The sequence below is a fragment of the Streptomyces sp. H27-D2 genome (assembly GCF_035828615.1).
GTDB lineage: Bacteria > Actinomycetota > Actinomycetes > Streptomycetales > Streptomycetaceae > Streptomyces.
The window spans coordinates 22,637-48,865 of the sequence record NZ_JAYMZR010000029.1 but is presented as its reverse complement, the minus strand read 5'-3'; the positions used below and the strand labels follow the sequence as shown (position 1 = coordinate 48,865).

The window sequence follows — 26,229 nt, the reverse complement described above, 5'->3', positions numbered from 1 at the left end:
GACGTCCGGTCGGCGGCCTCAGGCGGCGCGGGGGGCGGCGAGGGCCTTCGCCTTCGTGGCCGCCTCCTCGTGCGCCTTGGCGCGGGAGGCGTCCGCCAGCCCGATCAGGTCGGCCATCGCCGGCTTGGCGCGGGCCATGGTCAGCTCGGGGACGATGAAGTGGACTTCGAGGCCGAGCAGGACGTTGAGCACCTTCTCCAGGTAGTTGGTGACGAACTCGAAGTCCTCGCGCGGGGTGCCTGGCGCGTACGAACCACCGCGCGCCGCGACGACGGTCACCGGCTTGCCGGCGGCGGAGGGCTGCTCGCCCGCGGTGCGCCCCATGATGATCACCTGGTCGAGCCACGCCTTGAGGGACGACGGGATCGCGAAGTTGTACATCGGGGTGCCGATGAGGATCGCGTCGGCCCGCTCCAGCTCGCTCGCCAGCTCGTCCTGGAACGCGGCGGCGGACCGCTGTTCGGGGGTGTGGTCGGCCGGGGCGGCGAAGCGCTGGGCTATGCCGTGCGCGTCGAGGTGCGGGACCGGCGCGGCGGCCAGGTCGCGGTAGATCACGGTGCCGCCGGGGTGCTGCTCCTCCCAGGTCTTACGGAACGTGGCGCTCACGTCACGGGAGGCGGAGCCCTCGGCGAGGGCGGACGAGTCGATGTGCAGCAGCGTGGCCATGAGGAGTCTCCACTGTCGGGGGTTCTGCGGGGTGAAGTTCCGTGCGTAACTATTATTAGCACAGCAGCTTACTTTTATATAGCAACCTACGGCAGCGCAGTAGGCTGTGGTCATGGCGGAGGAGATGGAACAGGCGTGCAAGAGGGTCGGTGAGGACATCACGCGTGTCTTCGAGCTGCTCGGTAAGCGCTGGACCGGCCTGATCCTGGCCGTGCTGATGCAGCGGGCCGTGCACTTCGCCGAGCTGCGCCGGGCCATTCCGGGCATCAGCGAGCGCATGCTGTCGGACCGGCTGACGGAACTGGCGGCGGCCGGACTGGTCGTACGGGAGGTGGCCGACGGGCCGCCGCTGCGGGTCGCGTACCGGCTGACCGGGGCGGGGCAGGCGCTCGACCCGTCGCTCAAGGAACTCGCGCGCTGGGCCGGGACGCATCTGCCGGAGGGTGGGAACTGCCCGAAGCAGTTCCGGGAGTGACGGGAGTTCCGGGGGCGACTGGAGTTCCGGGGGTGGCGGCGGTTCCGGGCGGGCGTGGCCGTGGCTCAGTCGGTGACTGTGGCTGGGTCTCCGGCTGAGTCTCCGGCCGCGTCACCGGCCGCCTCCGATGCCGCGTTGTAGCGCAGCAGGTAGCCCGCGAAGCGGTGCAGGTCCGCCGCCTCCCAGTCGGACAGCCGCTCCTGGAAGACCTCGCGGCGGCTGGCGTGCGCCTGGGTGAGCACTTCGGTGCCGGCCGGGGTGGGGTGCAGCAGTTGCACCCGGTGGTCGTCCGGGGCGGGGCGTCGCTCGACGAGGCCGAGGCGTTCCAGGGCCGCGATCTGCCGGCTGACGGTCGACTTGTCGAGCATGAAGTGCGCCGCGAGGTCGGTGGCGCGGCAGCCCTGCCGGTCGTCGAGGTGTGCGAGCAGGGTGTACGACACCAGGGGCAGTTCCGGGTGCATGCGTGCGGCGATGGCGCGGGACCGTCGGGCGAAAGCGATCAGCTCGCGCTGGATCGTGTCGACGGACCGGTCCCTGCTGTCGGTGGTCATGGAGAACCCTTCTCGAATGTAGTTGTATAGTACAACGCAAAGAGAGTTGCAAAAGCCAACCATTTGACCGTTCGAAGGATCGCGCTGATGTCCACGACTCCCGGCCTGAGTCCGGCCCCGGCCCCCACCACGGCCGCTTCGCTGCGCCATGTGCTCAGCCATCTCGTCATGCCGCTGCTGATGTGCGTCGGCATGGGGCTGGCGTACCTCGGCGCGTTCCACAACCCGGAGCCGCATCAGCTGAAGGTGGCCATCGTCGGCTCGGGCCCGAGCGCGCAGGTGCTCGCGCAGAGCCTGGAGGACAAGGCGGGCGGCGACGCCCTGGACGTCCGTACCGTCGGCAGCCGGGGCGAGGCGGCCGGCCGGCTCAAGGACCAGGCGGTCTTCGGCGCGTATGTTCCGGGCGGCGAGCGGGCCGACGGTGAGCGGCCTGGGCGGGCCGAGCAGTCGGGGCGGCCTGAACTGCTTGTCGCGTCGGCCGGTTCGGAGACCAGCGCGACGGCCGTGGAGAAGGTCTTCACCGAGGTCGCGGCGTCGCGGGGCGCTCCGCTGAAGGTCACGGACGTGGCGGGGACGGCGAGCGGCGACCCGACCGGGCAGGGGCTGTTCTTCCTGCTGGTCGCGATCAGCATCGGCTCGTACGCCTCGGTCGCGGTGCTCGGCGCGGCGGGCGGCGCGCTGGCGCTGTGGATACGGGCGTTGCTGGGGCTGGGTACGGGGCTGGTCGTCAGCCTGATCGGAGCGGTCTTCGCCGGGCCGCTCTTCCACCTGGTGGATCACGATCTGGCCGGGGTGTGGGCGATGGCCTGGCTCTACTCGACCGGGATTCTGTGGATCGGCGTCGCGCTGCACACCTTCTTGAAGCGGTGGACGACGCTCGGCGTGATGGTGCTGTTCGTGATGCTCAACTTCACGAGTTCCGGCGGGATCTTCCGGCCGGAGCTGCAACCCGGGTTCTTCGGGGCGCTGCACGCGTTCTGGAACGGCGCGGGCTTCGTGGAAGGCGCCCGCAGCCTCGTGTACTTCGACGGGAACGGGCTGGGCCGGTACCTGTTGACGCTGACGCTGTGGGCGCTCGCGGGGCTGGTGCTGCTGGCGGCGGCCTGGGCGGCCGAGACGCGGCGGCGGCGCACGGCGGAGGCCAGGGCGGCGGAGCTGCGGGCAGCGGCGGTGCTGGCCGCTTCGCGGGTTACGGCCCGGGGCGTTGCGGCTGAGGAGGAGATGGAGGAGGCGGTGGCGGTCTGAGGCGGGGGGCTTGGCGGGTGGCCGGTGGTGGGTGGCTGGGGCGGGGGCTGAGGCGGGCTCTTGGCCGGTGGCGGGCGGCGGGCAGCTGGGGCGGGGGCCGAGGCGGCTGAGGCGGTATCTGAACGGGACCCGAGTCAGGTTGGCGTCGAGGCCCGATTCGCAGGTCGGAGCCGCAGGGCCGGTGGGCCGGTGGGGAGTTATCCACAGGCCCTGCCCGGGGTCGGTGGCCGGGAGTACGGTCAGGGCAGTTGATATTGCGCGAGCCGGGGCGGGTTCGGGGCGACTTCGGGAAACCTCCGGGTCGACTGCGGCGGCTTCGGGGCTCGCGCTCGGGATCGGGCGGGAGCCGGCGGGAACGCCGCGACCGGTGGGCATCGGGAATGGCCCGGCGGGATGGCCGGGCGAAGGGGGAGGTGGCTCGCGGTGCAGCGATTGCCGTACGTACCGGGGTTCGCGCCGGGGTTCGGGAAAGGGGCGGGTGACGGAGCGTCCTCGTCCAGGACGGCCGGGAAGGCGTTGCGGGACCGGGTTCCCCGGTCGGCGCACGGGGAGTTCAAGCCGGGGTCCGCGCGGCCTGACGCGGTGGCGGCGGTCGAGGAGTCCAACGCCGGCCGGCTGCCCGAGCTGACGCCTATACGGGTCGGCAGGATGGCCGCGAGCCCCTTCGCCTTCTTGCGCGGCTCGGCCGGGCTGATGGCGTACGACCTCGCGGGCACCCCCGACACGGGGGTCGGCGCACAGCTCTGCGGGGATGCCCACGCCGCCAACTTCGGCATCTACGGCGACGCCCGCGGCGGTCTGGTGATCGACCTCAACGACTTCGACGAGACCGCGTTCGGCCCATGGGAATGGGACCTCAAACGGCTCGCTGCCTCGCTGGTGCTGGCGGGCCGGGAGGCCGGGGCGGGCGAGGACACCTGCCGCGAGGCCGCGCACGACACGGTCGGCGCCTACCGACGGACCATGCGGCTGCTGGCCAAACTGCCCGCCGCCGAGGCATGGAACGCCATCGCGGACGAGGAGTTGGTCTCGCACACCGACGCCCGGGATCTGCTCGGCACCCTGGAGCGGGTCTCGGAGAAGGCCCGGCGGAACACCAGCGCGCGCTTCGCCTCCCGATCCACCGAGGAGGTGCCGGGCGGCGGCCGGCGCTTCGTGGACTCGCCGCCCGTGCTGCGGCGGGTGCCCGACGCCGAGGCGGCGGCCGTGGTGCTGTCGCTGGGCGAGTATCTGCGCACCCTGCCCGAGGACCGGCTGCCGTTGCTGGCCCGGTACGCGGTGCACGACGTCGCCTTCCGGGTGGTCGGCACGGGCAGCGTCGGGGCGCGCTCGTATGTGGTGCTGCTCCTCGACCACCAGGGCGACCCGCTGGTGCTTCAGGTCAAGGAGGTCCGCCCGTCGGTGCTGCTGCCGCACTTGGCCAGGGCGGGCTTCGGCGCCTCCGGGATACCGGAGACGGCTGGGGCGGCCAGGGTGACCGGGACGGCAGGGGTAACTGGGGCGCTCGGGGCGGCAGAGACGCATGCGGCGCACGAGGGGCGGCGGGTGGTGCTCGGGCAGAAGCAGCTCCAGGTCGTCAGCGACTTTCTGCTGGGCTGGACCACCGTGGACGGCAGGCCGTACCAAGTGCGCCAGTTCCGGAACCGCAAGGGCAGCGTGGACCCGGCGGCGCTGGCCGCCGACCAGTTGGACGACTACGGCCGGATGGCGGGCGCCTTGCTGGCCCGGGCGCACTCGCACAGCGCGGACCCGAGGCTGATCGCCGGTTACTGCGGCAAGGGGAATGCGCTGGACACGGCGATGGCCGATTTCGCGGTGGCCTACGCGGACCTGACGGAGGCCGATCACGGGACGCTGGTGGCGGCGGTCCGCAGCGGTCGGCTGGACGCCGAGAACGGGGTGTGACGGCTGCTGGGGCGGGCGGTGAGGCAGGTGGCGCGGTTGGCGGTGCGAGGGGCAGCGCCAGGGGTGTGTGGCGGGCGGTGTGACGTGGGTCGCGCGGTGGTGTGCGTGGGGCTGGGCGGGGTCCGGACGGGCGGTAGCGGGGTCCCCGTAGGCTGGGTGGGTGACGAAATCGGAAGCCGAGCAGACCGAGCCCCAGGCCGAGCCGGGGCCCCAGGCCGAGCCGAGTCCGGAAGCGCGGCTCGATCGAGCCGTCCGGGCGGCGGAGCAGGCGCTGATCGAGTTCGAGATCGCCGTCGAGACCTTCCGGGTCGAGGTGGACAACTTCTCCCGGCTGCACCACCAGCGGCTCGGCCCGATGTACTCCCGCCTCGACGAGCTGGACGCCCAGATCGCCGAGGCGCTCGCGGAACGCAGCGGGGACGCCGAGGACCTGCGCAAGGCGCGGGAGGCACGGGCCGTGGTGCTGCCGATGCCGGACGTGGAGGAGCTGTTTCACGGCTGGATCGGCTCCGAGGGGCTGTTCCCCGAGGCGGAGGCGATGCTCGCGGGTCAGACCGTGCAGCCGCCGCGCAAGGTGCGGCCGAGCGAGGAGGCCCGGCGGCTGTTCCGCGAGCTGGTCCGTAAGGCGCACCCTGACCTGGCCCAGGACGAGTCGGAGCGGGAGCGGCGCGGTGAGTTCATCGCGCGGGTCAATACCGCCTACGCCGACGGGAACCGGGAAGCGCTGCTGGCCCTCGGCGAGGAGTGGGAGGCGGGTCCGCCGCCGCAGGAGCGGGAGTTGAGCGAGAGCGAGGAGCTCTACGCCCGGCTGGAGTGGCTGGCCGAGCGCAAGGAGCTGCTGGCCGCGGTCGCCTCGGAGCTGGAGACGAGCGCGATCGGCGCCATGCTGAAGATGGCCCCGGAGGACCCGGACCGGCTGCTGGAGGAGATCGGCGAGCAGCTGCTCACCCAGGTCTCCGAACGCGAGGCGCGGCTCGCCGAGCTGGTTGGGTAACGTGCGGAGGGTCCGGGCTGCCCGGGCCCGTACAGGACTGACTCGTACAGGATTGACTCGTACAGGACCGGCCCGTACACGTCCGGCTCGTGCACAACTGACATGTACACGAATGAGAGAGGCGTACCTCATGCACTTCGCCCAGCTGCCCGCAGTGGATGCCGCGGCGGTGCCGTCCGACGGATTCCTGCTGGACGTCCGGGAGGACGACGAGTGGGCGGCCGGGCACGCGGCGGACGCGCTGCACATCCCGATGGGCCAGGTCGTGACCCGCTTCGGAGAGCTGACCGAGGCGGCGGCCGACGGACGTCGGCTGTTCGTGGTCTGCCGGGTCGGAGGCCGCTCCGCGCAGGTCACGCAGTATCTGATCGGGCAGGGCCTGGACGCGGTGAACGTGGACGGCGGCATGCTCGGCTGGAACGCGGCCGGACGCCCGATGATCACCGACGGCGACGCCGAGGCGTTCGTTCTCTAGCGTTCAGTGTTCAGCGTCCAGCGGCATATGGGCGGCGGGACGTGGGTCCGCCGCGGGCCGGCCGCCCACGGCCGGCTAGCTGAGGGGGTGGGCGGCGAGCAGGTCGCCCAGCGCCTCTTCGTGCGCGGCTGCCGGGCCGAGGGACAGTTCCAGTTGCTTGGCCCACGCGTGATAGCGGTGCAGCGGATAGTCCGTGTCGGAGCCGAAGCCGCCGTGCAGATGCTGTGCGGTCTGCACGACGCGCCGTACGCCTTCCGACGCCCAGATCTTGGCGACGGCTATGTCCGCGGCGGCGGGGAGCGCGTCGGCGAGGGCGCCCGGAGCGGATGTGCCCAGGCTGGACGTGCCGGTGGGGGCGTCGGGGGCGGCGGTCAGCCGCCAGGCGGCCTGCCAGAGGGTGGCTTCCATCGCGCGCAGGTCGATATAGCGGTCGGCCGCCTGCACGGCGACCGCCTGGAACGTGGCGACCGGGAAGCCGAACTGCTCGCGCTTTCCGGTGTATTCGCTCGTCATGGCCAGCACTGCCTCGCCGAGGCCGAGCGCCAGCGCGCAGGTCCCGGTGGTGAGCAGATCGCGCAGCCACGGCCAGCAGCCGTCGGCCGTGATCAGCTCGTGGGCGGCGATCCGCACGCTGTCGAGAGCGGCCTCGGCGTAGCGTTCGCCGTTGGTGGACACCTGGTCGGCGAGGGTGAGGCCCTGCCTCTCGCGCGGGACGAGCGCCAGCACCGCGCGGCCCTCGCCGGTGTGGGCGGGGACGGCGATGAGGTCGGCGCTCTGCGCCCAGGGGATGCCCGTCTGGGTTCCGTCGAGCACCCAGCCGTCGCCCTCCTCGCGGGCCGTCACGGCGAGTTCGGCCGGGTCGTGGCCGGTGCGCCCGTTGGCGGCGACGGTCAGGACCAGCTCACCGCGGCCGATCCGGGGGAGCAGTTCGGCGCGCAGTGCGGGGCCGCCGTAGGTCTGCACGGCCAGGGCGACCGCGCTGGACTCCAGGAGCGGTACCCGGGCGAGCACCTTCGCGGACTCGCGGAGCACCAGGCACAGCGCGATGGGGTCGAGCCCCGCGCCGTCGTGCGAGGAGTCGAGGAGCAGGCTCAGCAGATCGGCTTCGGCGAGCCTGCGCCACAGCGGCCGGTCGAAGTCCTCGGCGACTGCGCCGGGGGTCAGCGCGGGGCTGGGCACGCTGTCGGGCGCGACCTTGGAGAAGACGGCCTTCGCCGCCTCGACGGCTGCCTGTTGCTCTTCGGTGAAGGTGAAGTCCACTGCCGGTCCTCCCGAGCGCCGCGACTGGCTGACGAGGCGTCAGAGTAGAACAGGTTCTTGAAATTGAACACAGCCGCGCCGGCGGCATGAGCGGAATGAGGCGACGGACCGCTGCGGACCGCGACGGACCGCTGCGGACCACGACGGGTCACGACGGATCCGCTCAGCGGTCGAAGTCCAACTCCACCTGTTCGTCGACCGGGTGGGACTGACAGGCCAGCACATAGCCTGCGGCCAGCTCCTCCGGCTCCAGCGCGAAGTTCCGGTCCATCCGCACCTCGCCGGTGACGAGGAAGGCCCGGCAGGTCCCGCACACCCCGCCCTTGCACGCGTAAGGGGCGTCCGCGCGGTTGCGCAGCACGGTCTCCAGCAGCGATTCGCCGTCCCGCACGGGCCACTTCCCGGACCGGCCGTCGAGCGTCGCGGTGAGGGCGCTGTGCGCGGGGGCAGCGGCGGGGACCGGGAGCGGGGCGCTGCTGTCGTCCACGTGGAAGATCTCCTGGTGGATGCGGTCGCGCCGCACGCCCAGCCCGGTCAGCGCCCGCTCCGCGCCCTGCACCAGGCCGTACGGACCGCACAGGAACCAGCCGTCCACCGCGTCCACCGGCAGCAGGGCGGGCAGCAACTCGGTCAGCCGCTCCTCGTCGAGCCGTCCGGCGGGCAGGCCGGCCTGCTGCTCCTCGCGGGACAGCGCCTGGACGAGCTGGAACCGGTCGGGGTAGCGGTCCTTGAGGTCGGCGACCTCCTCCAGGAACATCGTGGAGGAGACGGTCCGGTCGCCGCGGATCAGACAGAACCGGGCCTCCGGCTGCTGGGCGAGCAGCGTCGAGACGATGGACAGCACGGGAGTGATCCCGCTGCCCCCGACCACTGCCGCGTAGCGGCCGGGCTTCGGTTCCAGGATGAAGCGTCCGGCGGGCGACATCACCTCGACGACGTCGCCGACCGACAACTCCTTGTGCGCGTACGTCGAGAACTCGCCGCCCTCGACCAGCCGCACCCCCACCCGCAGTGAGGCCGGGCCGTCCGGATCGGTGACCGGTGCGCAGATCGAGTAGGTGCGCCGGATCTCCGCGCCGTCCGCGCGGCGGCGCAGCGCGATGTGCTGGCCGGGGGCGTAGCGGAACGTCTCGCGCAGCTCGGGCGGCACCGCGAAGGTGACGGCGACCGCGTCATCGGTCAGCCGCTCGACCTCGGTCACCCGCAGCGGACGGAACGCGCCATGGCGGACCGCGGCCATTTACAGCTCCTTGAAGTGGTCGAAGGGCTCACGGCACGACTCGCAGCGGCGCAGCGCCTTGCAGGCGGTGGAGGAGAAGCGACTGAGCAGCTTGGTGTCGGTGGAGCCGCAGTGCGGGCACCGCACCGCGAGCTCGACCATGACGGGGCCGGCGGAGCCGTCGGCCGGCCGGGTCGGGCGCGGCGGGGCTATGCCGTACTCCGTCAGCTTGCGGCGGCCCTCGGCGCTGATCGCGTCCGTCGTCCACGGCGGGGACAGTACGGTCCGCACGGACACCTCGGCCATGCCGTGGTCCTGGAGGACGCGGGTGATGTCCGCGGCCATCGAGTCGATCGCGGGGCAGCCGGTGTAGGTGGGGGTCAGCTCCACTTCGACCCGGCCGGGTCCCAGGACGTGCAGAGTGCGCAGCACGCCCAGTTCGGCCAGCGACAGCACTGGCAGTTCGGGGTCCGGCACCGCGCCGGCGAGCGTCAGCAGCTCCGCCTCCAGGGGGGTGGGCATGGTGTCGCTGCCGGGTGGCCGCCGCGTCACCATGACGCCCCCGGGTGGCTGCGGTGCAGGTGCTGCATCTCGGCGAGCATCCGGCCGAAGGGCTCGGTGTGGATGCCCTGCCGGCCCGCGCCCGCTGTCCAGGCGCCGCGCCGGGGCCCGGCCGGCACGGTCAGCGTCGCGCGCTCGATCAGCTGTGTGACGCCGCTCAGCCAGCTGTCGTGCAGCACCGCCCAGTCGATGTCGAGGCCCTCGACGGGCTCGAAGAGTTCGCCGGTGTAGCGCCAGAGGGCGTCCAGGCCGCGCTGCATCCGCTGCCGGCTCTCGTCGGTGCCGTCGCCGAGCCGCAGCGTCCAGTGTTCGGCGTGGTCCTGGTGGTAGGCCACTTCCTTGACCGCTTTGGCCGCGAGCGGGGCGAAGGCGCTCTCGCCCTGCCGCGCCAGCTGCCCGTACAGCAGGACCTGGTAGGTGGAGAAGTAGAGCTGGCGGGCGATGGTGTGCGCGAAGTCGCCGTTCGGCTGCTCCACCAGCTGCACATTGCGGAAGGCCCGCTCCTCGCGGAGGTACGCCAGCTCGTCCTCGTCGCCGACGAGGCTGAGCAGCACGCGCGCCTGTCCCAGCAGGTCGAGGGCGATGTTGGCGAGCGCGACGTCCTCCTCCAGGACCGGTGCGCAGCCGGCCCACTCCCCCAGCCGCTGGGCCAGCACGAGGGCGTCGTCGCCGAGAGCGAGGGCGGCGGGCAGCGGGGCGGTGGCGGGCGCCGCCGTCGCGGTTTCGCGGTTCACAGGTGCCGCACTCCGTCCGGGATCTCGTAGAACGTCGGGTGGCGGTAGGGCTTGTCGGCGGAGGGCTCGAAGAACGGGTCCTTCTCGTCCGGCGAGGAAGCCGTGATCCGGGCGGAGGGCACCACCCAGATCGAGATGCCCTCGGAGCGCCGGGTGTAGAGGTCGCGGGCGTTGCGCAGCGCCATTTCGGCGTCCGGTGCGTGCAGGCTTCCGGCGTGGGTGTGCGAGAGCCCGCGCCTGCTCCGGACGAAGACTTCCCACAGCGGCCAGTCGTGCGTGGTCATGCCGGCACCTCTCCGTGTTTGGCCGCGTAGGCGGTCGCTGCGTCGCGCACCCATGCGCCGTCCTCGTGGGCCTGCCTGCGGCGGCTGATCCGCTCCTCGTTGCACGGCCCGTTGCCGCGCAGCACCTCGTGGAACTCGTCCCAGTCGATCGCGCCGAAGTCGTGCCGGCCGCGCTGCTCGTTCCAGCGCAGGTCGTGGTCGGGCAGCGTCAGGCCCAGGGCTTCGGCCTGCGGTACGCAGATGTCCACGAAGCGCTGGCGCAGCTCGTCGTTGGAGTGGCGTTTGATCTTCCAGGCCATGGACTGCGCGGAGTGCGAGGACTCGTCGTCCGGCGGGCCGAACATCATCAGTGAGGGCCACCACCAGCGGTCCACCGCGTCCTGCGCCATCGCGTGCTGAGCTTCGGCGCCGCGGCTCAGGCTGAGCAGGAGTTCGTAGCCCTGCCGCTGGTGGAAGGACTCCTCCTTGCAGATCCGGACCATCGCGCGGGCGTAGGGGCCGTATGAGCAGCGGCACAGCGGGACCTGGTTGGTGATCGCCGCGCCGTCCACGAGCCAGCCGATGGCGCCGACGTCGGCCCAGGTCAGGGTCGGGTAGTTGAAGATCGAGGAGTACCGCTGGCGGCCTGCGTGCAGCTTGTCGAGCAGCTCTTCGCGGCTGGTGCCGAGCGTTTCGGCGGCGCTGTAGAGGTACAGCCCGTGTCCGGCCTCGTCCTGGACCTTGGCTATCAGGATCGCCTTGCGCCGAAGGGATGGAGCGCGGGTGATCCAGTTGGCCTCGGGCTGCATTCCGATGATCTCGGAGTGGGCGTGCTGGGCGATCTGGCGCACCAGCGTGGCCCGGTAGGCGTCGGGCATCCAGTCGCGCGGCTCGATGCGCTCGTCCGCCGCCACGGCGGCGTCGAACGCCGCCTCGTACGCCTCCGCGTCCGTCGTCATCGTCGTCATACGATCCCCTGTTCCGGGCTCACGAACCAACCGACCGATCGTTCGGTTCAATGGTGTGCCGAGCGCCCGTAGGGTGTCAAGGCTGTGGATAATCGCGCAGGCGCTGTGCCGGGTGGGGCGGCGTGGGTACCGTTCCGAGGCGTACGCATGAGCGGCGGACTCGGGGACGGGGCAGGTATGGAGCCAAACGACGGGAAAGCGGGCGGCATCGCCGCGCTGTCACTGCCGTCGAGGATCGTCGTCGCCGTCGCGGTGGCCGTCGTCGCCGTCGCCGCCGCTGTGCACCTGGCGATGATCTTCTTGCATGTCGCGCCGTCCAACACGGTCACCAAGCAGCACGGCGGGGCGGTCGACGCATACGTGTATCCCGAGTTCGAACAGAACTGGAAGCTCTTCGCGCCCAACCCGCTCCAGCAGAACATCGCCGTGCAGGCGCGCGCCGAAGTCGTCGGCGCCGACGGCGCCACCGGGACCACGGACTGGACCGACCTCTCGGCCCGCGACGGCGCGACCATCCGGCACAGCCTGCTGCCCAGCCACACCGCGCAGAACGAACTGCGCCGCGCCTGGGACTTCTACGCCGGATCGCACGAGGGCGAGAACGGGACCGGGAGCGGCGACGAGAACGCCCGGTCCACCCGGACGAGGGAGAACGCGGCGCCGAGCCTGCGCGGCCGGCTCTCCGAGCGGTACATCCGGCGCATCGTGGTGCTGCGGCTGGGCCCGGAGTGGAGCCGGCAGGGCAGCGTCCAGCGGGTGCAGGTGCGCTCCGAGACGGCGCCCGTCGGGCCGCCGCCGTGGAGCGACGAGAAGATCGACCCGAAGGCTGTGCACCGGGTGATGCCCTGGTGGCAGATCACGGCCGACGACCGGCCGAAGGGGACGTCCCGGTGACCCACGACGCTCCCGCATCCCCCGCATCCCCCACACCCACGGACGCTCTGCCCGCGCCCGGCCTCGCAGCCAGGCTGGAAGCCGCTCTCGCCCGGGGCCTCGGCCGCATAACCGGCAGCGCTCTCGGCCCGTACCAGAGCGCTGTCATACGCATCGGCTTCGCGTTCACCTGGCTGTGCTTCCTGCTGCGCGAGCTGCCGCACCGGCACGAGATGTACGGGCCGGACAGCCCGTGGAGCTGGGACATGGCGCGGCTGCTGCTGGACGGCAACCACGCCTTCACTCTGCTGAGCTGGTCCGACGGCCGGATCTGGTTCGAGCTCGTCTACGCCCTGGCCATCGCCTCCAGCGCGCTCTTGCTGCTCGGCTGGCGCACCCGCACGATGTCGGTGCTGTTCATGGTCGGCGTGCTGTCCCTGCAGAACCGCAACATCTTCATGGGCGACGGCGGCGACAACGTCGTCCACCTGATGTCGATCTACCTGGTGCTGACCCGCTGCGGCCAGGTCTGGTCACTGGACGCGCGGCGCGCGGCCCGTGACGAGCACCCGAGCGGCGGGTCCGCGACCGGCGAGGACACGAGCGCTGAGCCCGCGCCGGGCGAGCCCGCTACCGGCGAGCGCATGCCCGCCGGGGACCGGACCGGCGTCGTGCTCTGGTCGGTGCTCGGCCTGCTGCTGGCCGGCGGCACCCTGCTGGGCCAGCTGAGCTGGGGCTGGTCGCTGGTCTTCTGGGGCCTGTGGGTGACCCAGGCGCTCTGGTGGCTGGTCCGGCGCTTCGCCCCCGGCGAGCCGCGCACCCTGCTCGACGTCATCGCCAACCTCGCGCACAACGGCACACTGTTGGTGATCATGGTCGAGGTCTGTCTCATCTACGCGACCGCCGGCTGGTACAAGGTCCAGGGCTCGCGCTGGCAGGACGGCACCGCGCTCTACTACCCGATGCACCTGGACTACTTCTCGCCCTGGCCGGCCCTCTCCGACGCCCTGGCCGGGAGCGGGCTGCTGGTCATGCTGATCACCTACGGCACCGTGATCGTCCAGGTGGCCTTCCCCTTCACGCTGGCCAACCGGCGGCTCAAGAACGTGCTGCTGGTGCTGATGATCACCGAGCACTTGAGCATCGCGGTCGTGCTCGGACTGCCGTTCTTCTCGCTCGCCATGATCGCGGCGGACGCGGTGTTCCTGCCCACTGGCTTCCTGCGCCGGCTGGGCGCCTGGCTGACCCGTGGCTGTGACCGGTTGCTCGCCGGCACCAGGTTCTCCCGTAGGAAGCCCTCCGGCACCGACCCGGAGGCGGGGGCGGAGCTGGGCGCGGAGCCGGTGGCGGCGCGCGACGGCGAGGGTCCGGCCCGTACTCTCGTGCGGTGAACAGCGAGAACGACACAACCGAGGGTGTGGTGCGGCAGTGGCGCGAGAGCGCCCCGGACGCCGTGCTGCTCGACGGCTTCCACGCGCTGAAGCACGCGCTGCGCTTCGGCGCGGACGTGCGGCTGGCGGTCACCAGCGACAAGGACTCCGTCCTGGCGCTCGCGGCCGACCTGGCCGGTGATCTGACGGACAGGATCGCTGAGTTCGTCATCGAGGTGCCTTCGAAGACCTTGCGGGAGCTGGTGCCCAAGGTGCACCCCACGGCGGTCGCCGCGCTGGCGGGCAGGCGTGACGCGGCGGCGAACCTGGCCGCCCTGAAGCGACTGCCCAGGCCGGCCCCGGTCGTCGTCCTGGACAACCCCCGCAACCTGGGCAACATCGGGGCCGTAATCCGGCTCGCCGCCGGATTCGGGGCCACCGGGGTGGTCACCACCGGTGACATCGACCCCTGGCACCCGAATGTCGTACGGGCGAGCGCGGGCCTGCACTACGCCACCGCTGTCGAGCGGCTGGGCCTGCCGGAGCTGCCGCCCGGACCGCTGTACGTCCTCGATCCGGAGGGCGCGGACATCAGGTCCGTCGCCATCCCCGATGACGCGCTGATCGCGTTCGGCTCCGAGCGGCACGGCATCTCACCGGAGCTGCGGGCCCGCGCGAGCGAGCTGGTGGCGCTGCCCATGCGGCCGCAGGTCTCCAGTTACAACCTCGCCACCAGCGTCGCCATGGCGCTCTTCCACTGGGGCGGCCCGCCTCCGGTGTCCTGACCTGGCCGCAGTGTCCTGACCCGGCAGCACGGCCAGGACACGCGGAGTCAGGACACGCGGAGTCAGGACACGCACGGCCAGGACAGGCCGCACCCGGTCTGCCGCCCGGATCAGGCGGGGCGGCGCACCTCGACCGTGCGGAAGCGGTTCGCGACGAACGCGCCGTCGCACAGCGCCGCGTTGGCCGCCGGATTGCCGCCGGAGCCGTGGAAGTCGGAGAACGCCGCCGTCTGGTTGACGTAGACGCCGCCGGTCAGATTCAGCGACAGCTGGGCGCACTCCTCCAGACACGCGTCCTCGACCAGCTTCTCGACCTCGGGCGAGGTGGTGTACGCGCCGACCGTCATCGCGCCCTTGTCACGGATCGTGCGGCGCAGCAGCGCGACCGCCTCCGCCGCGGAGTCGACGGCGACCGCGAACGACACCGGCCCGAAGCACTCCGAGAGATAGGCCGCTTCCGCGTCCGGCTTGGCGCCGTCCAGCTTGACGATCACCGGCGTGCGGACCGTGGCGCCGGGGAAGTCCGGGTTGGCCACGGAGCGCGAGGCGAGGGCGACCTCGCCCAGCCCGGCAGCCGCCTCGATCCGCTCCTTGACCTGCGGGTTGACGATCGCGCCCAGCAGCGCGTTCGCCCGCGCGTCGTCGCCGAGCAGCCCTTCCACGGCCGCGGCCAGGTCGGCCGTCACCTCGTCGTAGGACTTGCGCCCGACGTCCGTGCCGATGCCCTCGCGGGGGATCAGGAAGTTCTGCGGGGTGGTGCACATCTGGCCGCTGTAGAGGGACAGCGAGAAGGCGAGGTTGTTCAGCATGCCCTTGTAGTCGTCGGTCGAGTCGACGACGACGGTGTTGACGCCGGCCTTCTCCGTGAAGACCTGCGCCTGGCGGGCGTTGGCCTCCAGCCAGTCGCCGAAGGCGGTGGAGCCGGTGTAGTCGATGATGCGGACCTCGGAGCGCTGGGCGAGGGTCTTGGCGATCCCCTCGTCGGGCCGCTCGGCGGCCAGGGCCACCAGGTTGGGGTCGAAGCCGGTTTCGGTGAGCACCTCGCGGGCGACGGCGACGGTCAGCGCGAGCGGCAGCACGGCCCGCGGATGCGGTTTGACCAGCACCGGGTTGCCGGTGGCCAGCGAGGCGAAGAGGCCGGGGTAGCCGTTCCAGGTCGGGAAGGTGTTGCAGCCGATCAGCAGCGAGACGCCGCGCGGAACCGCCGTGAACTCCTTGCGCAGGTTGATCGGGTCGCGCTTGCCCTGCGGCTTCGACCAGTCGGCCGCCTGCGGCGTGCGGACCTGTTCCGCGTACGCGTAGGTGACGGCTTCCAGACCGCGGTCCTGGGCGTGCGGGCCGCCGGCCTGGAGCGCCATCATGAACGCCTGGCCGCTGGTGTGCATCACCGCGTGCGCGAACTCGTGCGTCCGCGCGTTGATCCGGGACAGGATCTCCAGACAGACCAGGGCGCGCACCTCGGGACCGGCTTCGCGCCAGGAGGGCATCGCCGCGCGCATCGCGGGCAGCAGCACCTCCAGGTCCGGGTGCGGGTACTGGACGCCCAGCTCGATGCCGTACGGCGACACCTCGTCACCTTCCCAGCCGTCCGTGCCGGGCTGGTCCAGCGGCAGGCGGTTGCCGCGCAGCGCCTCGAAGGCCGCCTGGCCCTCGGCGGCGCTCAGGCTGCCGGGCACGCCGCCCTCGCCGTACGCCTTCGGGTGTTCGGGGTGGGGCGACCAGTAGGCGCGGCTACGGATCGCTTCCAGCGCCTGGTCGAGCGTCGGACGGTGCTTCTCGATCAGCTGGACGGTGCTGAGTTCAGTGGCCATCTATGACCAACTCCTCGTTGAGCTGGGCGGGGAACGGGCGACACGGCTAGATTAACCGAACGATCGGTCGGGACAAGAGGGCCGGTAAAACCTGTGGATAACTCACGCGGAGCTCGGCGCGGAACGCGGGGCAGGACTCAACGCAGGACCTGTGTGGAACTCAGCGCAGGACTCATTCGGGCCACGGCTGGTACGTGGACTTCGCCGTGGACGCCGTGGCCCGCGGGGTGGCGAGCGCGGAGGACATCGACACCGCCATGCGGCTGGGCGTGAACTATCCGCTCGGCCCGCTGGAGTGGGGCGAGCGGCTCGGCGCGGCCTGGCTGTGCGGCGTACTCGGCCGGCTGCACGGCGCGTACCCCACCGGGCGGTACGCCCCCTCCCAGGCGCTGCTCCGCCGGGCGGCCGCCGAACGGAAGCTGCTCTAATCGTGACCATGGAACAGCGCAGCAGTCCCCGTGTGAAGCGGGACACCTACACGCCCGAAACGCTGCTCGCTGTGGCCGTGGAGGTGTTCAACGAGCGCGGTTACGACGGCACCTCCATGGAGGATCTCTCGCGGGCCGCAGGCATCTCCAAGTCGTCCATCTATCACCATGTGAAGGGCAAGGAAGAGCTGCTGCGGCTGGCGATAAGCCGGGCCCTGGACGGGCTTTCCGGCATCCTCCAGGAGCCCCGCGCGGTCGAAGGGCGTGCGGTGGACCGGCTGGAACACGTCACCCGGCGCACCGCCGAGGTGCTGATGGCGGAGCTGCCCTACGTCACCCTGCTGCTGCGCGTGCGGGGGAACACGGACACCGAGCGGTGGGCCATGGAGCGCCGCCGTGAGTTCGACCAGCAGGTCTCCGCGCTGCTCAAGGCGGCGACGGCCGACGGCGACCTGCGCAGCAATCTGGACGTGCGGCTGGCCACCAGGCTGCTGTTCGGCATGATCAACTCGATTGTGGAGTGGTACCGGCCGGGCCGCAGCGGGGCCGAGACCAGCGACGAGGTCGCCGACGCGGTGGTGCGGATGGCGTTCGCCGGGCTGCGCGGCTGAAGCGTACGGGGGCGGCTCCAGCGCGTCCCGGAGCGCTTCGCGCGCCGTCGACCGGGCAAGCTCTGCGTGTGCGGGCTGTCCGGCTTGCCCGGGATGCTCCTGACCCCGGGCCTCCGCTGCTACCGTGAAGCGGGCTCACGGTCCGTAGTCGTCGATCGCCCTTCGGCAAAGGGGAGCACAGGATGGTCGAACCGGCCGAGGTACCCGGATCAGCCGAACCGGCCGACGTGTCCTCAGCGGGGGGCGACGCCGCCGCGGAGGTCGCGGCCGGCGACGCGTACGAACGGGGCGGCGTCGATGGCCTCTCGCCCCCTGACCGCCTGGAATTCGTCCAGAAGGCGTTCATCCTGGACGACGACCGCCTCTTGATGGTGCGAAAATCCGCGGCCGACCCCCGGCACCCCACGCTGTGGGAGGTCCCCGGCGGCCGGATGACGCTCGGCGAGGACGCCGACACGCACGTCCGGCGCGAGGTGTGGGAGGAGACCGGCGTCGCCGTGAGCCCCGGCCGCCCGTTCTACCTGTGGGAATGGACGATGTCCGACCCCCAGGGCGCGCCGGGCCGGGTGCAGTTGGTCGCGGTCGCCCGCGAGTGCGAGGCGCAATCCACCGAGTTGAGCACTGACCACCAGGTCCCCGGCGACCACCTCGACGAGGCCCGCTGGGTGCCGCTCAGCGCTGTCGACTCGTACGACCTCATCCCCGACCTCAAGCCCGTCCTGGAGCAGTTCCTGAGGAGCCGCAGTGGGGTGTGAGGGCGGCGGCCCTGCGGACTTATTGAGGGCGGCCGAGCCGCCGGAGCGCAGGTTCACGCTGACGATCGTCGGGGACGTGCGGCTGGAGTTGCGCACCCGGCTGCCCAACCGGCGGTTCACCCAGCTCAGCCGGACGCACTTCGCTTACGCCCCGGTCGACTTCGTCGTCTCCGGCACGTCCGTCAACATGGCCCGGCACGCCCGCAGTCACTTCGCGCGCGTCAACGTCCTCGCCAAGGTCGGCGACGACGCGTTGACGTCCGTCGTCGAGGAGGAGTTGCGGGCGCTCGGCGTGCATGCCCGGCTGCATGTCGCCAAGGGCATGCCCAACGGCTTCGTCGTCATGGTCTGGGACACCCCGCGCGTTCCGCGCCCCCGGCGCGCGCCGGACGGAGTGCGCCTGCTGATCGCCAGCGATCCGTCCCCGGGCTGCTCGCTGGGCGTAGCCGATGTCCGCGCCTCCTACGACCTGCTCCGGGACGCCGACGTGGTGCTCTGCGACGGCTACTCCCTGCTGTCCCCGACCTCCCGCGCCGCCGTCGGCGAGGCGCTGTCGCTGGCCCGCGCGGCCGGTGTCCGTACGGCCTTCGACCTCGTCCCGCACGACATCGACCGGCGGCTGCCGTTCTCCGACGTCCTGCCCGCGATCGCGGCGGCCGATCTCGTCATCGTCGAAGCCGCCACGCTGGCCCGGCTGTTCGGCCTGCCGCCGGACACCGGTGTCGGCGAGGACCTCCTCGTCGCGCTCGACCGCAAGGCGCCCGGCCGTCCACTGTGGCTGCTGCGGCACGGCGCGGGCGGCATGCAGAATGTGCTCGCCTACCGCCGTGACGGGCTGCGCCACGCCTACACCACGGGGTACGTCGACGCCGCCGACAAGGTGGGGGAGGGCGACCGGGTGGCGACGGCCGAGCTCTACTGGTGGCTGTCGAACGGGGCCGGCGGGCTGTCCGGCCTGTGATCCGGAACGTGATCCAGCAGGTCCCCGCGGTCTGTCAGCCCTTCCGCCAGCCCTTCCGCCAGCCCTTCCGCCAGCCGTTCCGTCAGCCGGTTCGCCATCCGGTCCGCCACCGGAAGCAGCCGCCCCAGCGTGCGGCCGAAGCGCTCCCGGCTCGCCACCGACGCGTACGACAGATGCCACTGGCCGCCGCCCGCACGCCGTACGGTCCGCCCCGGCCGCCCGGTCCGCTGATCCCTCTCCGGCGGCGAAGCTCCGCCGAGCACCGACAGGGCCACGGTGCGCAGGAATTGACGCGGCAGGTCCTCGGCCGGAAACGCCAGCCGCCGCCCGCCCTCCTCCAGCAGGAGGTAGGAGCGCCCAGCCCGGTGCAGGGTGGCCAGCAGGGCGCGGTCGGCGGGGCGCGCGGACAGCCCGTACGCCTCCAGTGCGCCGCGCATCGCGCCCCGAGCGCCCGGCGCGGGGAGCCGGCCCGGGAGCCGGGGGAGCCGCCCCGGCGGGGCGTCGGGCAGACAGTGCCAGTGCGCGTGATCGATGCAGGAGCCGGCGCCTCCCGGGCGCGCGGGGCCGTGTTCAAAAACCAGTGTGCCCGTCCCGTAGACCTCCTGGAACAGCCGCCCGACCATGGCCCTGGCCTGCTCGGCGGCCTCCCAGACCCCGGTCGGCAGCGCGCCGGAACAGGCGTAGTGACGGGTGGTCACCAACAGCAGATGTCCATCGGCGACGGGGGCCACATCGGGGATGACGAAGGTGCTGTCGTCCGCCCACAACACCCCTGCCGCCCCCGGCAGTCCTGCCAGCGCGTTGACCTCGAAGCGCCGCGGCGGGCAGAACAGGCAGTCCGCATCGGACTCTTGGGCCGCATGGGCCGTGTAAGCATCCTGGGCCGCCGGTCCGCTCCCCACGGTCGCCCCGGCCAGGGCGATCGGGCCACCGGGCCTGACCAGCCGGGTGGCGGCGGGCAGCGACCGCGCCGAATCCGCCTCGGCCCAGCATCCGGCGAAGGAACCGGGCAACAGGTCCAAGCGGCGCCGCCGCCGAACGCGACCGGCAGCGCCCCGGATGTCATCCGGAAAATCGTCGCCGTCGCTCGAATCACCGCCGCCCGGGCCGCGACTGCCGACGTCGGCATGCGCGACCTGAACACCCTCCCGCGCCAGCGCCCGCGCCTGCCTCAACCCCCGTTCGCCGCCGCCCAGAACGAGCACATCGCCGCTCCCCAACGCGCGTTGGAAGTCATCTGCCGGCGGCGATTCCAGAGCAGTCACGACAATGCGCCTTTCTGCAGCCGGAGTCCGATATACGGGTGTACGACCTATCATGATTCCACCGCGATCGCGTTGTGCCTTCCCGTGCCGACGAAGAATCCTGGGGGGCTTGCTGTGAGGACGACACGCACCGGACTGCCTTACGGCGACGGAGTGGACAGCCGCCTGGTGATCGGTTCGCTGCGCAGCGCGTTGGTCGTGCTGCGCAGTACGTACAACGGGAGCGAACGCGGCGGGGGCGGCTGGTATCACGAGCTGGAGCGGCCGGACCCCGGGGTGACCGCGACCGCCGTCGGCCTGCTGGTCTTCGACATCTGCCACGACCGGAACGAGCACTTCCGCGACGCGCTCACCTTCCTGGCCGCGAGCCAGATCCAGTCGGACGACCCGCTGCTGGACGGCGGCTGGTCCACCAAGAGCAGCCACGGCCGCCCCGTCATCGAAGCCACCGCGTGGGTGGCGCGCATGATCGGGACGGTGCGCTGTCAGCTGACGGACGGCGCACCGGACGCCGCGCGCGCCCTCAAGTGGATGGTCGCGAACCAGAATCCGGACGGCGGCTGGGGTTCGCTGCGCGGCTGTCCGTCCCGCGTCTGGCTCACCTGCATCGCCCTGCACGGCATCGACCTGCTGGACCCCGTCCACCCGGCGATCGAGGCCGGTATCGGCTGGCTGATGGAGGCTCAGCGGATGCTCTCCGGCGGCTGGGGTGTCGACAAGTCGGCCACCACGCCCGCCGTATCGCAGACCGCGATGGCGCTCATCGTGCTCGCGGAACTGCGCGGCGGCCAGCACTCGGCGGCGGTGCGCCGCGGCTACGACTGGCTGATCGGGGAACTGGAGCGCGAGCGGCGGACCGAGGGGCTCGGCGCCCGGCTGGAGATGTACAACGCCCCCTGCGGGCCGGACGGCGCGCCGGCGCGGCTGCTGCTGTGGCAGTACGGCGTCCCGACCGCGATCTCCGCGCTGCTGCGGCACCCGGACGCCCCGCCGCTCGGGCTGGTCGTACGGCTGCTCGGCAAGGTGCTGTCGACCCAGACCCCGGAGGGGCACTGGGGCAAGCCGCAGGACGAGCCGGGGATCTCGCTCTGGGGCGTGTGGTGGTGCGCCCAGGCGCTCTGCGACCTGGAGCGCGTTCCGCTGGCCCGGGCCGGCGATGTGGTGGTGCCGTTGGCGGAGGCTCTGGTGGTCAAGCGGGAGTCCGCGCGCGCCAAGCAGCTGTCGGATCTCCTGCCGAGGCGGCCTCGACTCGACCTCGGGGCGTTGCTTGCCCGCTACTGGGCGGGCTTGCTGTTGGTCCTGTGCGTGCTGGCGGGGCTGCTGGCGGTGCGGTCGGCGGTCATCGAGTGGCCGGACTTCGCGCTGGGGCTGGCCTTTCCCCTCGTGCTCTTCGCCGCGCAGGAGTTCCGGCGGCACCGGCCAGGCCGGCCGTAGCGGCGATCCGGCGCGGGTCTCGGCCCCAGCGGCCCGCCCCTCCGACCTCGCCCCTCCGACCTCAGCCCTCCGGCTCCAGGTCCGTCTCCTCGAAGACCAGCAGCGTCCGGGTGCTGAGCACCTCCGGGATCATCTGGATGCGGGTCAGCACCAGCTCCCGCAGCTCCCGGTTGTCGGCGGTGTGCACCAGCAGCAGGACATCGAAATCCCCGCTGACCAGCGCGATATGGGTGGCGCCCGGCAGCGCCTTGAGCTTCTCGCGCACCGTCCGCCAGGAGTTCTGCACGATCTTCAGCGTGATGTACGCGGACGCGCCCTGCCCGGCCCGCTCCTGGTCCACCCGGGCGCTGAAGCCGCGGATCACGCCGTCGTCCATCAATCGGTTGATACGGGCGTAGGCGTTCGCTCGCGAGACGTGCACCCGTTCGGCGACCGACCGTATCGAGGCGCGGCCGTCGGTCTGCAGCATCCGGAGGATGTCGCGGTCGATGGGGTCCAGGGGGCGCACGGGAGGCCGCTGGTCCGGATGGGCCATCTGTTCGTCCGGCATGGCGCCTCGCCTCCCCTCGATGGACGTACTGGCTTCATCTCAAGCTGTGGAGAACCGTTTGTCCACAGGCTGGCGTCGCCTGTAGCCAAAATGTGCCGACGACCGAACAATCGGTAGGGGAGAACTGCCCGCTCTTCCGATGTGATCACGCCTTGAAGCCCCGCCCACGAGGAGGTGCTCGATATGACGGTCCTTGAGCAGCCAGGCAGCCGCGCCACCAGCGGGGAGCAGCCCTCACCGCCGCCCGCGTGGCGGCCCCGGACCGATCCGGCGCCGCTGCTGCCCGACCCGGAGCCCTACCGGCTGCTGGGCACGCCGGCGGGCAGCGATCTCGACGCCGGGCTCTTGCTCCGGCTGCACGCCGGGCTGGTGCGCGGGCGGCGCTACAACACCCAGGCCACCGCGCTCACCCGACAGGGCCGGTTGGCCGTATACCCCTCCTCGACCGGCCAGGAAGCCTGCGAGATCGCCGCCGCCGAGGTGCTGGAGGAGCGCGACTGGCTCTTCCCCAGCTACCGCGACACCCTCGCCGCCATCGCCCGCGGCCTCGACCCTGTACAGGCGCTCACCCTGCTGCGCGGTGACTGGCACACCGGCTACGACCCACGCGAGCACCGCATCGCCCCGCTCTGCACCCCCCTGGCCACCCAGCTTCCGCACGCGGTCGGCCTCGCCCACGCGGCCCGTCTCAAGGGCGACGACGTCGTCGCGCTGGCAATGGTCGGCGACGGCGGCAGCAGTGAGGGCGACTTCCACGAGGCGCTCAACTTCGCCGCCGTCTGGCGGGCCCCGGTCGTCTTCCTCGTCCAGAACAACGGCTTCGCGATCTCCGTTCCGCTGGCCAAACAGACCGCCGCCCCCTCCCTCGCCCACAAGGCGGTCGGATACGGGATCCCGGGCCGGCTGGTCGACGGCAACGACGTCGCGGCCGTCCACGAGGTGCTGGGCCAGGCTGTCAGCCGGGCCCGCGGCGGCGGCGGTCCCACCCTCGTGGAGGCCGTCACGTACCGCATCGAAGCCCATACGAACGCCGACGACGCGACCCGCTACCGCTCCGACGCCGAAGTGGCGGCGTGGCGCGCGCACGACCCGATAGACCTGCTGGAGCGCGAGCTGCGGGACCGGCGGCTGCTCGACGAGACGCACCAGCGGGCCGTCCGGGACGCCGCCGAGCAGTTCGCCGCCGACCTGCGGAACCGGATGAACGAGGACGCGCCGCTCGACCCCATGGACCTGTTCGCCCACGTCTACGCCGAGCAGACCACGCAGTTGCGCGAGCAGGCGGACCAGCTCCGCGCCGAGCTCGCCGCCGAAGGGGAGAACCGATGAAGACCGCGTCCCCGGCGCCGGTCAGGGCCGCCCGCAAGCCCGCCTCCATGGCCCAGGCGCTGAACCGCGCGCTGCGCGACGCCATGGCCGAGGACCCCGCCGTGCACGTCCTGGGCGAGGACGTCGGCGCGCTCGGCGGCGTCTTCCGGGTCACCGACGGCCTCAGCAAGGAGTTCGGCGAGGACCGCTGTACGGACACGCCGCTGGCGGAGGCCGGAATCCTGGGCGCGGCGGTCGGCATGGCCATGTACGGGCTGCGCCCGGTCGTCGAGATGCAGTTCGACGCGTTCGCGTACCCCTCCTTCGAACAACTCATCAGCCATGTCTCCAAGATGCGCAACCGCACCCGTGGCGCGATGCCGCTGCCCATCACCATCCGCATCCCCTACGGCGGCGGAATCGGCGGCGTCGAGCACCACAGCGACTCCTCCGAGGCGTACTACATGGCGACCCCCGGCCTCCATGTCGTCGCCCCGGCGACCGTCGCCGACGCGTACGGCCTGCTGCGCGCCGCCATCGCCTCCGACGACCCGGTCGTCTTCCTCGAACCCAAGCGGCTGTACTGGTCCAAGTCCGACTGGTCGCCGGACGACCCGGAGCCGGTCGCCCCGATCGGCCGCGCCGCGATCCGTCGCACGGGGCGCAGCGCGACCCTCATCAGCTACGGCCCGTCGGTCCCCGTCTGCCTGGAGGCGGCGGAGGCGGCGCGGGGCGAGGGCTGGGACCTGGAGGTCGTCGACCTGCGCTCGCTCGTCCCGTTCGACGACGAGACGGTCTGCGCGTCGGTGCGCCGCACGGGCCGCGCGGTCGTCGTCCATGAGTCGACCGGCTTCGGCGGCCCCGGCGGCGAGATCGCCGCGCGGATCACCGAGCGGTGCTTCCACCATCTGGAGGCGCCGGTGCTGCGGGTCGCCGGGTTCGACATCCCGTATCCGCCGCCGATGCTGGAACGGCACCACTTGCCCGGCGTGGACCGGGTGCTGGACGCGGTGGCGCGGTTGCAGTGGGAGTCCGACTACGCCGAGGGGGGAACCAACTGATGCCCGTGGTCAAGGAATTCACCCTGCCCGATCTGGGCGAGGGGCTCACCGAGGCGGAGATCGTGCGCTGGCTGGTCAAGGTCGGCGACGTCGTCGCGATCGACCAGGTGGTGGTCGAGGTCGAGACGGCGAAGGCCATGGTCGAGGTGCCGTGCCCGTACGGCGGGGTGGTCACCGCGTGCTTCGGCGCGGAGGGCGCCGAACTGCCGGTGGGCGCACCCCTGCTGACGGTCGCCGTGGGCGCGGCGGCGGCAGGCGCGGCGGGGCGCGCCGGTGGAGGCGGGGAGGCGGCCGTCGGTGAGGGGGCGGCCGGGGATGCTTCGGCAGCGGCGGCGGGCTCCGGCGGAAGCGAGGGTTCTGCGGGCAAGGGCTCCGGCGACGAGGGCTCAGGGAACGTCCTGGTCGGCTACGGGACGGCCGCGCCCGCTGCGCGCCGGCGGCGCATCCGGCCGGGAGGTACGTCGCGTACGGGCGGTGCGGCGGCCGACCCTGCTGCCGGTGCTGGTTCGGGGGGCTCGGCCGATTCTGCTGGCCGGACCGGTTCGGGCTTGGGCACGGGTTCGGGCTCCGGCTCCCGCTCGGGCCGCGCTCCGGAAGCGCGAGGCACCGGCTCCTCAGCTGACGGCCACGGCCAGGACCACGGCCACGTCGAAGGCGACGAGCCGATAGCGGTCATCTCACCCCTCGTACGGCGGCTGGCCCGTGAGGGAAACGTCGATCTGAGGACGTTGCGCGGGTCCGGCCCGGAGGGGCTGATCCTGCGCGTCGACGTCGAGGACGCGGTGCACGCGGCGACCGCAGCCCCGGCAGCCCCGGTCTCCGCCGGAGCCGCTGCGACCACCGGTACGCCGGAGCGCGCGCCGGACACCGCAGCGCGCACGGCAGCCGCCGGGACGCCGCACGAGACCCGCATCCCCCTGCGCGGGCTGCGGGGCCTCGTCGCCGAGAAGCTGTCCCGCAGTCGGCGCGAGATTCCCGACGCGACCTGCTGGGTCGACGCCGACGCGACCGAACTGTTCGCGGCCCGCGCCGCGATGAACGCGGCTCAGGACGCCCCCAAGGTGTCCCTCCTCGCGCTCTTCGCCCGGATCTGCGCCGCCGGGCTCGCCCGCTACCCCGAGTTGAACTCGACCGTGGACATGGAGGCGCGCGAGATAGTCCGCCTCCCCGCCGTCCACCTCGGCTTTGCCGCGCAGACCGACCGGGGCCTGGTCGTCCCCGTCGTACGCGACGCGCACACCCGCAACGCGGCTGATCTCTCAGCGGAGATCGGCCGGCTCTCCGAGGCCGCCCGTGCGGGCAGGCTCACCACGGCCGAGCTGACCGGGGGCACCTTCACCCTCAACAACTACGGCGTCTTCGGAGTCGACGGCTCGACCCCGATCCTCAACCACCCCGAAGCCGCGATGCTCGGCGTCGGCCGGATAACCCCCAAGCCCTGGGTCCACCAGGGCGAGCTGGCCGTACGCCAGGTCGTCCAGCTGTCCTTCACCTTCGACCACCGGGTCTGCGACGGCGGCACGGCCGGCGGTTTCCTGCGGTACGTGGCCGACTGCGTCGAGCAGCCCGCGATATTGCTGCGCACTCTGTGATGCCCGAGGTCGCCTGCAGCGCCAGCGCCAGCGTCGGCGCCAGCGCCAGCGCCAGCGCCAGCGTCGGCGACGTCGCCAAGGTCACGGAAGGCGCATCGGAGGGATCAGC

Annotated in this window: 26 protein-coding genes and 1 pseudogene; 16 read left to right on the top strand and 11 right to left on the bottom strand. The window is 72.1% G+C overall.

Going from position 1 to position 26,229, the window contains the following annotated elements; genetic code table 11:
- Positions 1-18 precede the first annotated feature (18 nt).
- The gene (locus QMK28_RS14040) at positions 19-666 is read right to left on the bottom strand and encodes an FMN-dependent NADH-azoreductase (RefSeq protein ID WP_326437667.1); all 648 of its coding nucleotides are present in this window, start codon (positions 664-666) and stop codon (positions 19-21) included.
- Between the two features lie 112 nt (positions 667-778).
- On the opposite strand from QMK28_RS14040, the gene QMK28_RS14035 reads away from it, so the two are divergent.
- Positions 779-1,141: a winged helix-turn-helix transcriptional regulator gene (locus QMK28_RS14035; protein ID WP_326437665.1), complete on the top strand. Its 363-nt coding sequence runs from the start codon at positions 779-781 to the stop codon at positions 1,139-1,141.
- Between the two features lie 65 nt (positions 1,142-1,206).
- Here the strand turns inward: QMK28_RS14035 and QMK28_RS14030 are convergent, their stop codons facing one another.
- A complete protein-coding gene (locus QMK28_RS14030; protein WP_326437664.1) occupies positions 1,207-1,692 on the bottom strand; it encodes a MarR family winged helix-turn-helix transcriptional regulator in 486 nt (161 codons plus the stop codon).
- Positions 1,693-1,779: 87 nt separating this feature from the next.
- Here QMK28_RS14030 and QMK28_RS14025 point away from each other — a divergent pair, with 87 nt between their 5' ends.
- The 4 genes from QMK28_RS14025 (at position 1,780) to QMK28_RS14010 (ending at position 6,311) form a co-directional block, all read left to right on the top strand.
- Positions 1,780-2,937, top strand: coding sequence for a hypothetical protein (locus QMK28_RS14025; protein ID WP_326437662.1), 1,158 nt, complete (start codon positions 1,780-1,782; stop codon positions 2,935-2,937).
- 393 nt (positions 2,938-3,330) lie between these two features.
- On the top strand, positions 3,331-4,842 hold the full coding sequence (locus QMK28_RS14020) for a DUF2252 domain-containing protein (RefSeq protein ID WP_326437660.1): 1,512 nt from the start codon (positions 3,331-3,333) through the stop codon (positions 4,840-4,842).
- Between the two features lie 160 nt (positions 4,843-5,002).
- Complete coding sequence (locus QMK28_RS14015; RefSeq protein ID WP_326437658.1) at positions 5,003-5,836, top strand: hypothetical protein; 834 nt, start codon at positions 5,003-5,005, stop codon at positions 5,834-5,836.
- A gap of 130 nt (positions 5,837-5,966) precedes the next feature.
- A complete protein-coding gene (locus QMK28_RS14010; RefSeq protein ID WP_326437656.1) occupies positions 5,967-6,311 on the top strand; it encodes a rhodanese-like domain-containing protein in 345 nt (114 codons plus the stop codon).
- Between the two features lie 75 nt (positions 6,312-6,386).
- On the opposite strand, the gene QMK28_RS14005 is transcribed toward QMK28_RS14010, so the two are convergent.
- The 6 genes from QMK28_RS14005 to paaA form a co-directional block, all read right to left on the bottom strand.
- A complete protein-coding gene (locus QMK28_RS14005) occupies positions 6,387-7,571 on the bottom strand; it encodes an acyl-CoA dehydrogenase family protein (protein WP_326437654.1) in 1,185 nt (394 codons plus the stop codon).
- Between the two features lie 163 nt (positions 7,572-7,734).
- Complete coding sequence (locus QMK28_RS14000) at positions 7,735-8,811, bottom strand: 2Fe-2S iron-sulfur cluster-binding protein (protein ID WP_326437652.1); 1,077 nt, start codon at positions 8,809-8,811, stop codon at positions 7,735-7,737.
- Positions 8,812-9,312 carry a 1,2-phenylacetyl-CoA epoxidase subunit PaaD gene (gene paaD, locus QMK28_RS13995; RefSeq protein WP_326437650.1) on the bottom strand — a complete coding sequence of 167 codons (501 nt, stop codon included), beginning with the start codon at positions 9,310-9,312 and terminating at the stop codon, positions 8,812-8,814.
- A 26-nt stretch (positions 9,313-9,338) separates the two neighbouring features.
- The gene (paaC, locus tag QMK28_RS13990; protein WP_326437648.1) at positions 9,339-10,085 is read right to left on the bottom strand and encodes a 1,2-phenylacetyl-CoA epoxidase subunit PaaC; all 747 of its coding nucleotides are present in this window, start codon (positions 10,083-10,085) and stop codon (positions 9,339-9,341) included.
- A complete protein-coding gene (gene paaB / locus QMK28_RS13985) occupies positions 10,082-10,369 on the bottom strand; it encodes a 1,2-phenylacetyl-CoA epoxidase subunit PaaB (protein ID WP_326437646.1) in 288 nt (95 codons plus the stop codon). Before paaB ends, paaC begins: the two co-directional genes overlap by 4 nt.
- Positions 10,366-11,316 (bottom strand): 1,2-phenylacetyl-CoA epoxidase subunit PaaA, encoded by a 951-nt coding sequence (gene paaA, locus QMK28_RS13980; RefSeq protein WP_326437644.1) that lies wholly within the window; start codon positions 11,314-11,316, stop codon positions 10,366-10,368. The genes paaB and paaA overlap by 4 nt, the downstream gene beginning before the upstream one ends.
- Before the next feature lie 177 nt (positions 11,317-11,493).
- Between paaA and QMK28_RS13975 the strand changes: the two genes are divergently transcribed.
- The 3 genes from QMK28_RS13975 to QMK28_RS13965 are packed head-to-tail and all read left to right on the top strand — an operon-like array spanning position 11,494 to position 14,344.
- The gene (locus QMK28_RS13975) at positions 11,494-12,210 is read left to right on the top strand and encodes a DUF5819 family protein (protein ID WP_326437642.1); all 717 of its coding nucleotides are present in this window, start codon (positions 11,494-11,496) and stop codon (positions 12,208-12,210) included.
- Complete coding sequence (locus QMK28_RS13970) at positions 12,207-13,580, top strand: HTTM domain-containing protein (protein WP_443050721.1); 1,374 nt, start codon at positions 12,207-12,209, stop codon at positions 13,578-13,580. The genes QMK28_RS13975 and QMK28_RS13970 overlap by 4 nt, the downstream gene beginning before the upstream one ends.
- Complete coding sequence (locus QMK28_RS13965; protein ID WP_326437640.1) at positions 13,577-14,344, top strand: TrmH family RNA methyltransferase; 768 nt, start codon at positions 13,577-13,579, stop codon at positions 14,342-14,344. The genes QMK28_RS13970 and QMK28_RS13965 overlap by 4 nt, the downstream gene beginning before the upstream one ends.
- Positions 14,345-14,454: 110 nt before the next feature.
- Here the strand turns inward: QMK28_RS13965 and paaN are convergent, their stop codons facing one another.
- Positions 14,455-16,155: a phenylacetic acid degradation protein PaaN gene (gene paaN / locus QMK28_RS13960; protein ID WP_326437638.1), complete on the bottom strand. Its 1,701-nt coding sequence runs from the start codon at positions 16,153-16,155 to the stop codon at positions 14,455-14,457.
- Between the two features lie 194 nt (positions 16,156-16,349).
- On the opposite strand from paaN, the pseudogene QMK28_RS13955 reads away from it, so the two are divergent.
- The 4 genes and pseudogenes from QMK28_RS13955 to QMK28_RS13940 all read left to right on the top strand — a co-directional run.
- Positions 16,350-16,583 (top strand): annotated as a pseudogene (locus QMK28_RS13955) (3-hydroxyacyl-CoA dehydrogenase family protein); the annotation flags it as partial.
- A gap of 8 nt (positions 16,584-16,591) precedes the next feature.
- Positions 16,592-17,194, top strand: a complete 603-nt coding sequence (locus QMK28_RS13950) for a TetR/AcrR family transcriptional regulator (RefSeq protein ID WP_326437636.1) — start codon at positions 16,592-16,594, stop codon at positions 17,192-17,194.
- Between the two features lie 182 nt (positions 17,195-17,376).
- Entirely contained in the window at positions 17,377-17,949 is a 573-nt protein-coding gene (locus tag QMK28_RS13945) for an NUDIX domain-containing protein (protein ID WP_326437634.1), read from the top strand.
- A 76-nt stretch (positions 17,950-18,025) separates the two neighbouring features.
- Positions 18,026-18,910, top strand: coding sequence for a carbohydrate kinase family protein (locus QMK28_RS13940; protein WP_326437632.1), 885 nt, complete (start codon positions 18,026-18,028; stop codon positions 18,908-18,910).
- On the opposite strand, the gene QMK28_RS13935 is transcribed toward QMK28_RS13940, so the two are convergent.
- On the bottom strand, positions 18,865-19,932 hold the full coding sequence (locus QMK28_RS13935; RefSeq protein ID WP_326437630.1) for an HIT family protein: 1,068 nt from the start codon (positions 19,930-19,932) through the stop codon (positions 18,865-18,867). The two genes, QMK28_RS13940 and QMK28_RS13935, sit on opposite strands and share 46 nt — an antisense overlap.
- Positions 19,933-20,289: 357 nt before the next feature.
- On the opposite strand from QMK28_RS13935, the gene QMK28_RS13930 reads away from it, so the two are divergent.
- The gene (locus QMK28_RS13930) at positions 20,290-21,609 is read left to right on the top strand and encodes a hypothetical protein (protein WP_326437628.1); all 1,320 of its coding nucleotides are present in this window, start codon (positions 20,290-20,292) and stop codon (positions 21,607-21,609) included.
- Positions 21,610-21,670: 61 nt separating this feature from the next.
- Here QMK28_RS13930 and QMK28_RS13925 read toward each other — a convergent pair whose 3' ends face one another.
- Positions 21,671-22,159, bottom strand: coding sequence for an Lrp/AsnC family transcriptional regulator (locus QMK28_RS13925; protein WP_326437627.1), 489 nt, complete (start codon positions 22,157-22,159; stop codon positions 21,671-21,673).
- A gap of 183 nt (positions 22,160-22,342) precedes the next feature.
- Between QMK28_RS13925 and pdhA the strand changes: the two genes are divergently transcribed.
- From pdhA to QMK28_RS13910, 3 genes are read left to right on the top strand one after another with little or no spacing between them, the layout of a single operon-like run.
- Positions 22,343-23,488, top strand: a complete 1,146-nt coding sequence (gene pdhA / locus QMK28_RS13920) for a pyruvate dehydrogenase (acetyl-transferring) E1 component subunit alpha (RefSeq protein WP_326437625.1) — start codon at positions 22,343-22,345, stop codon at positions 23,486-23,488.
- Positions 23,485-24,528, top strand: coding sequence for an alpha-ketoacid dehydrogenase subunit beta (locus QMK28_RS13915; protein ID WP_326437623.1), 1,044 nt, complete (start codon positions 23,485-23,487; stop codon positions 24,526-24,528). Before pdhA ends, QMK28_RS13915 begins: the two co-directional genes overlap by 4 nt.
- Positions 24,528-26,120 (top strand): dihydrolipoamide acetyltransferase family protein, encoded by a 1,593-nt coding sequence (locus QMK28_RS13910; RefSeq protein WP_326437621.1) that lies wholly within the window; start codon positions 24,528-24,530, stop codon positions 26,118-26,120. Before QMK28_RS13915 ends, QMK28_RS13910 begins: the two co-directional genes overlap by 1 nt.
- Positions 26,121-26,229: the final 109 nt, after the last annotated feature.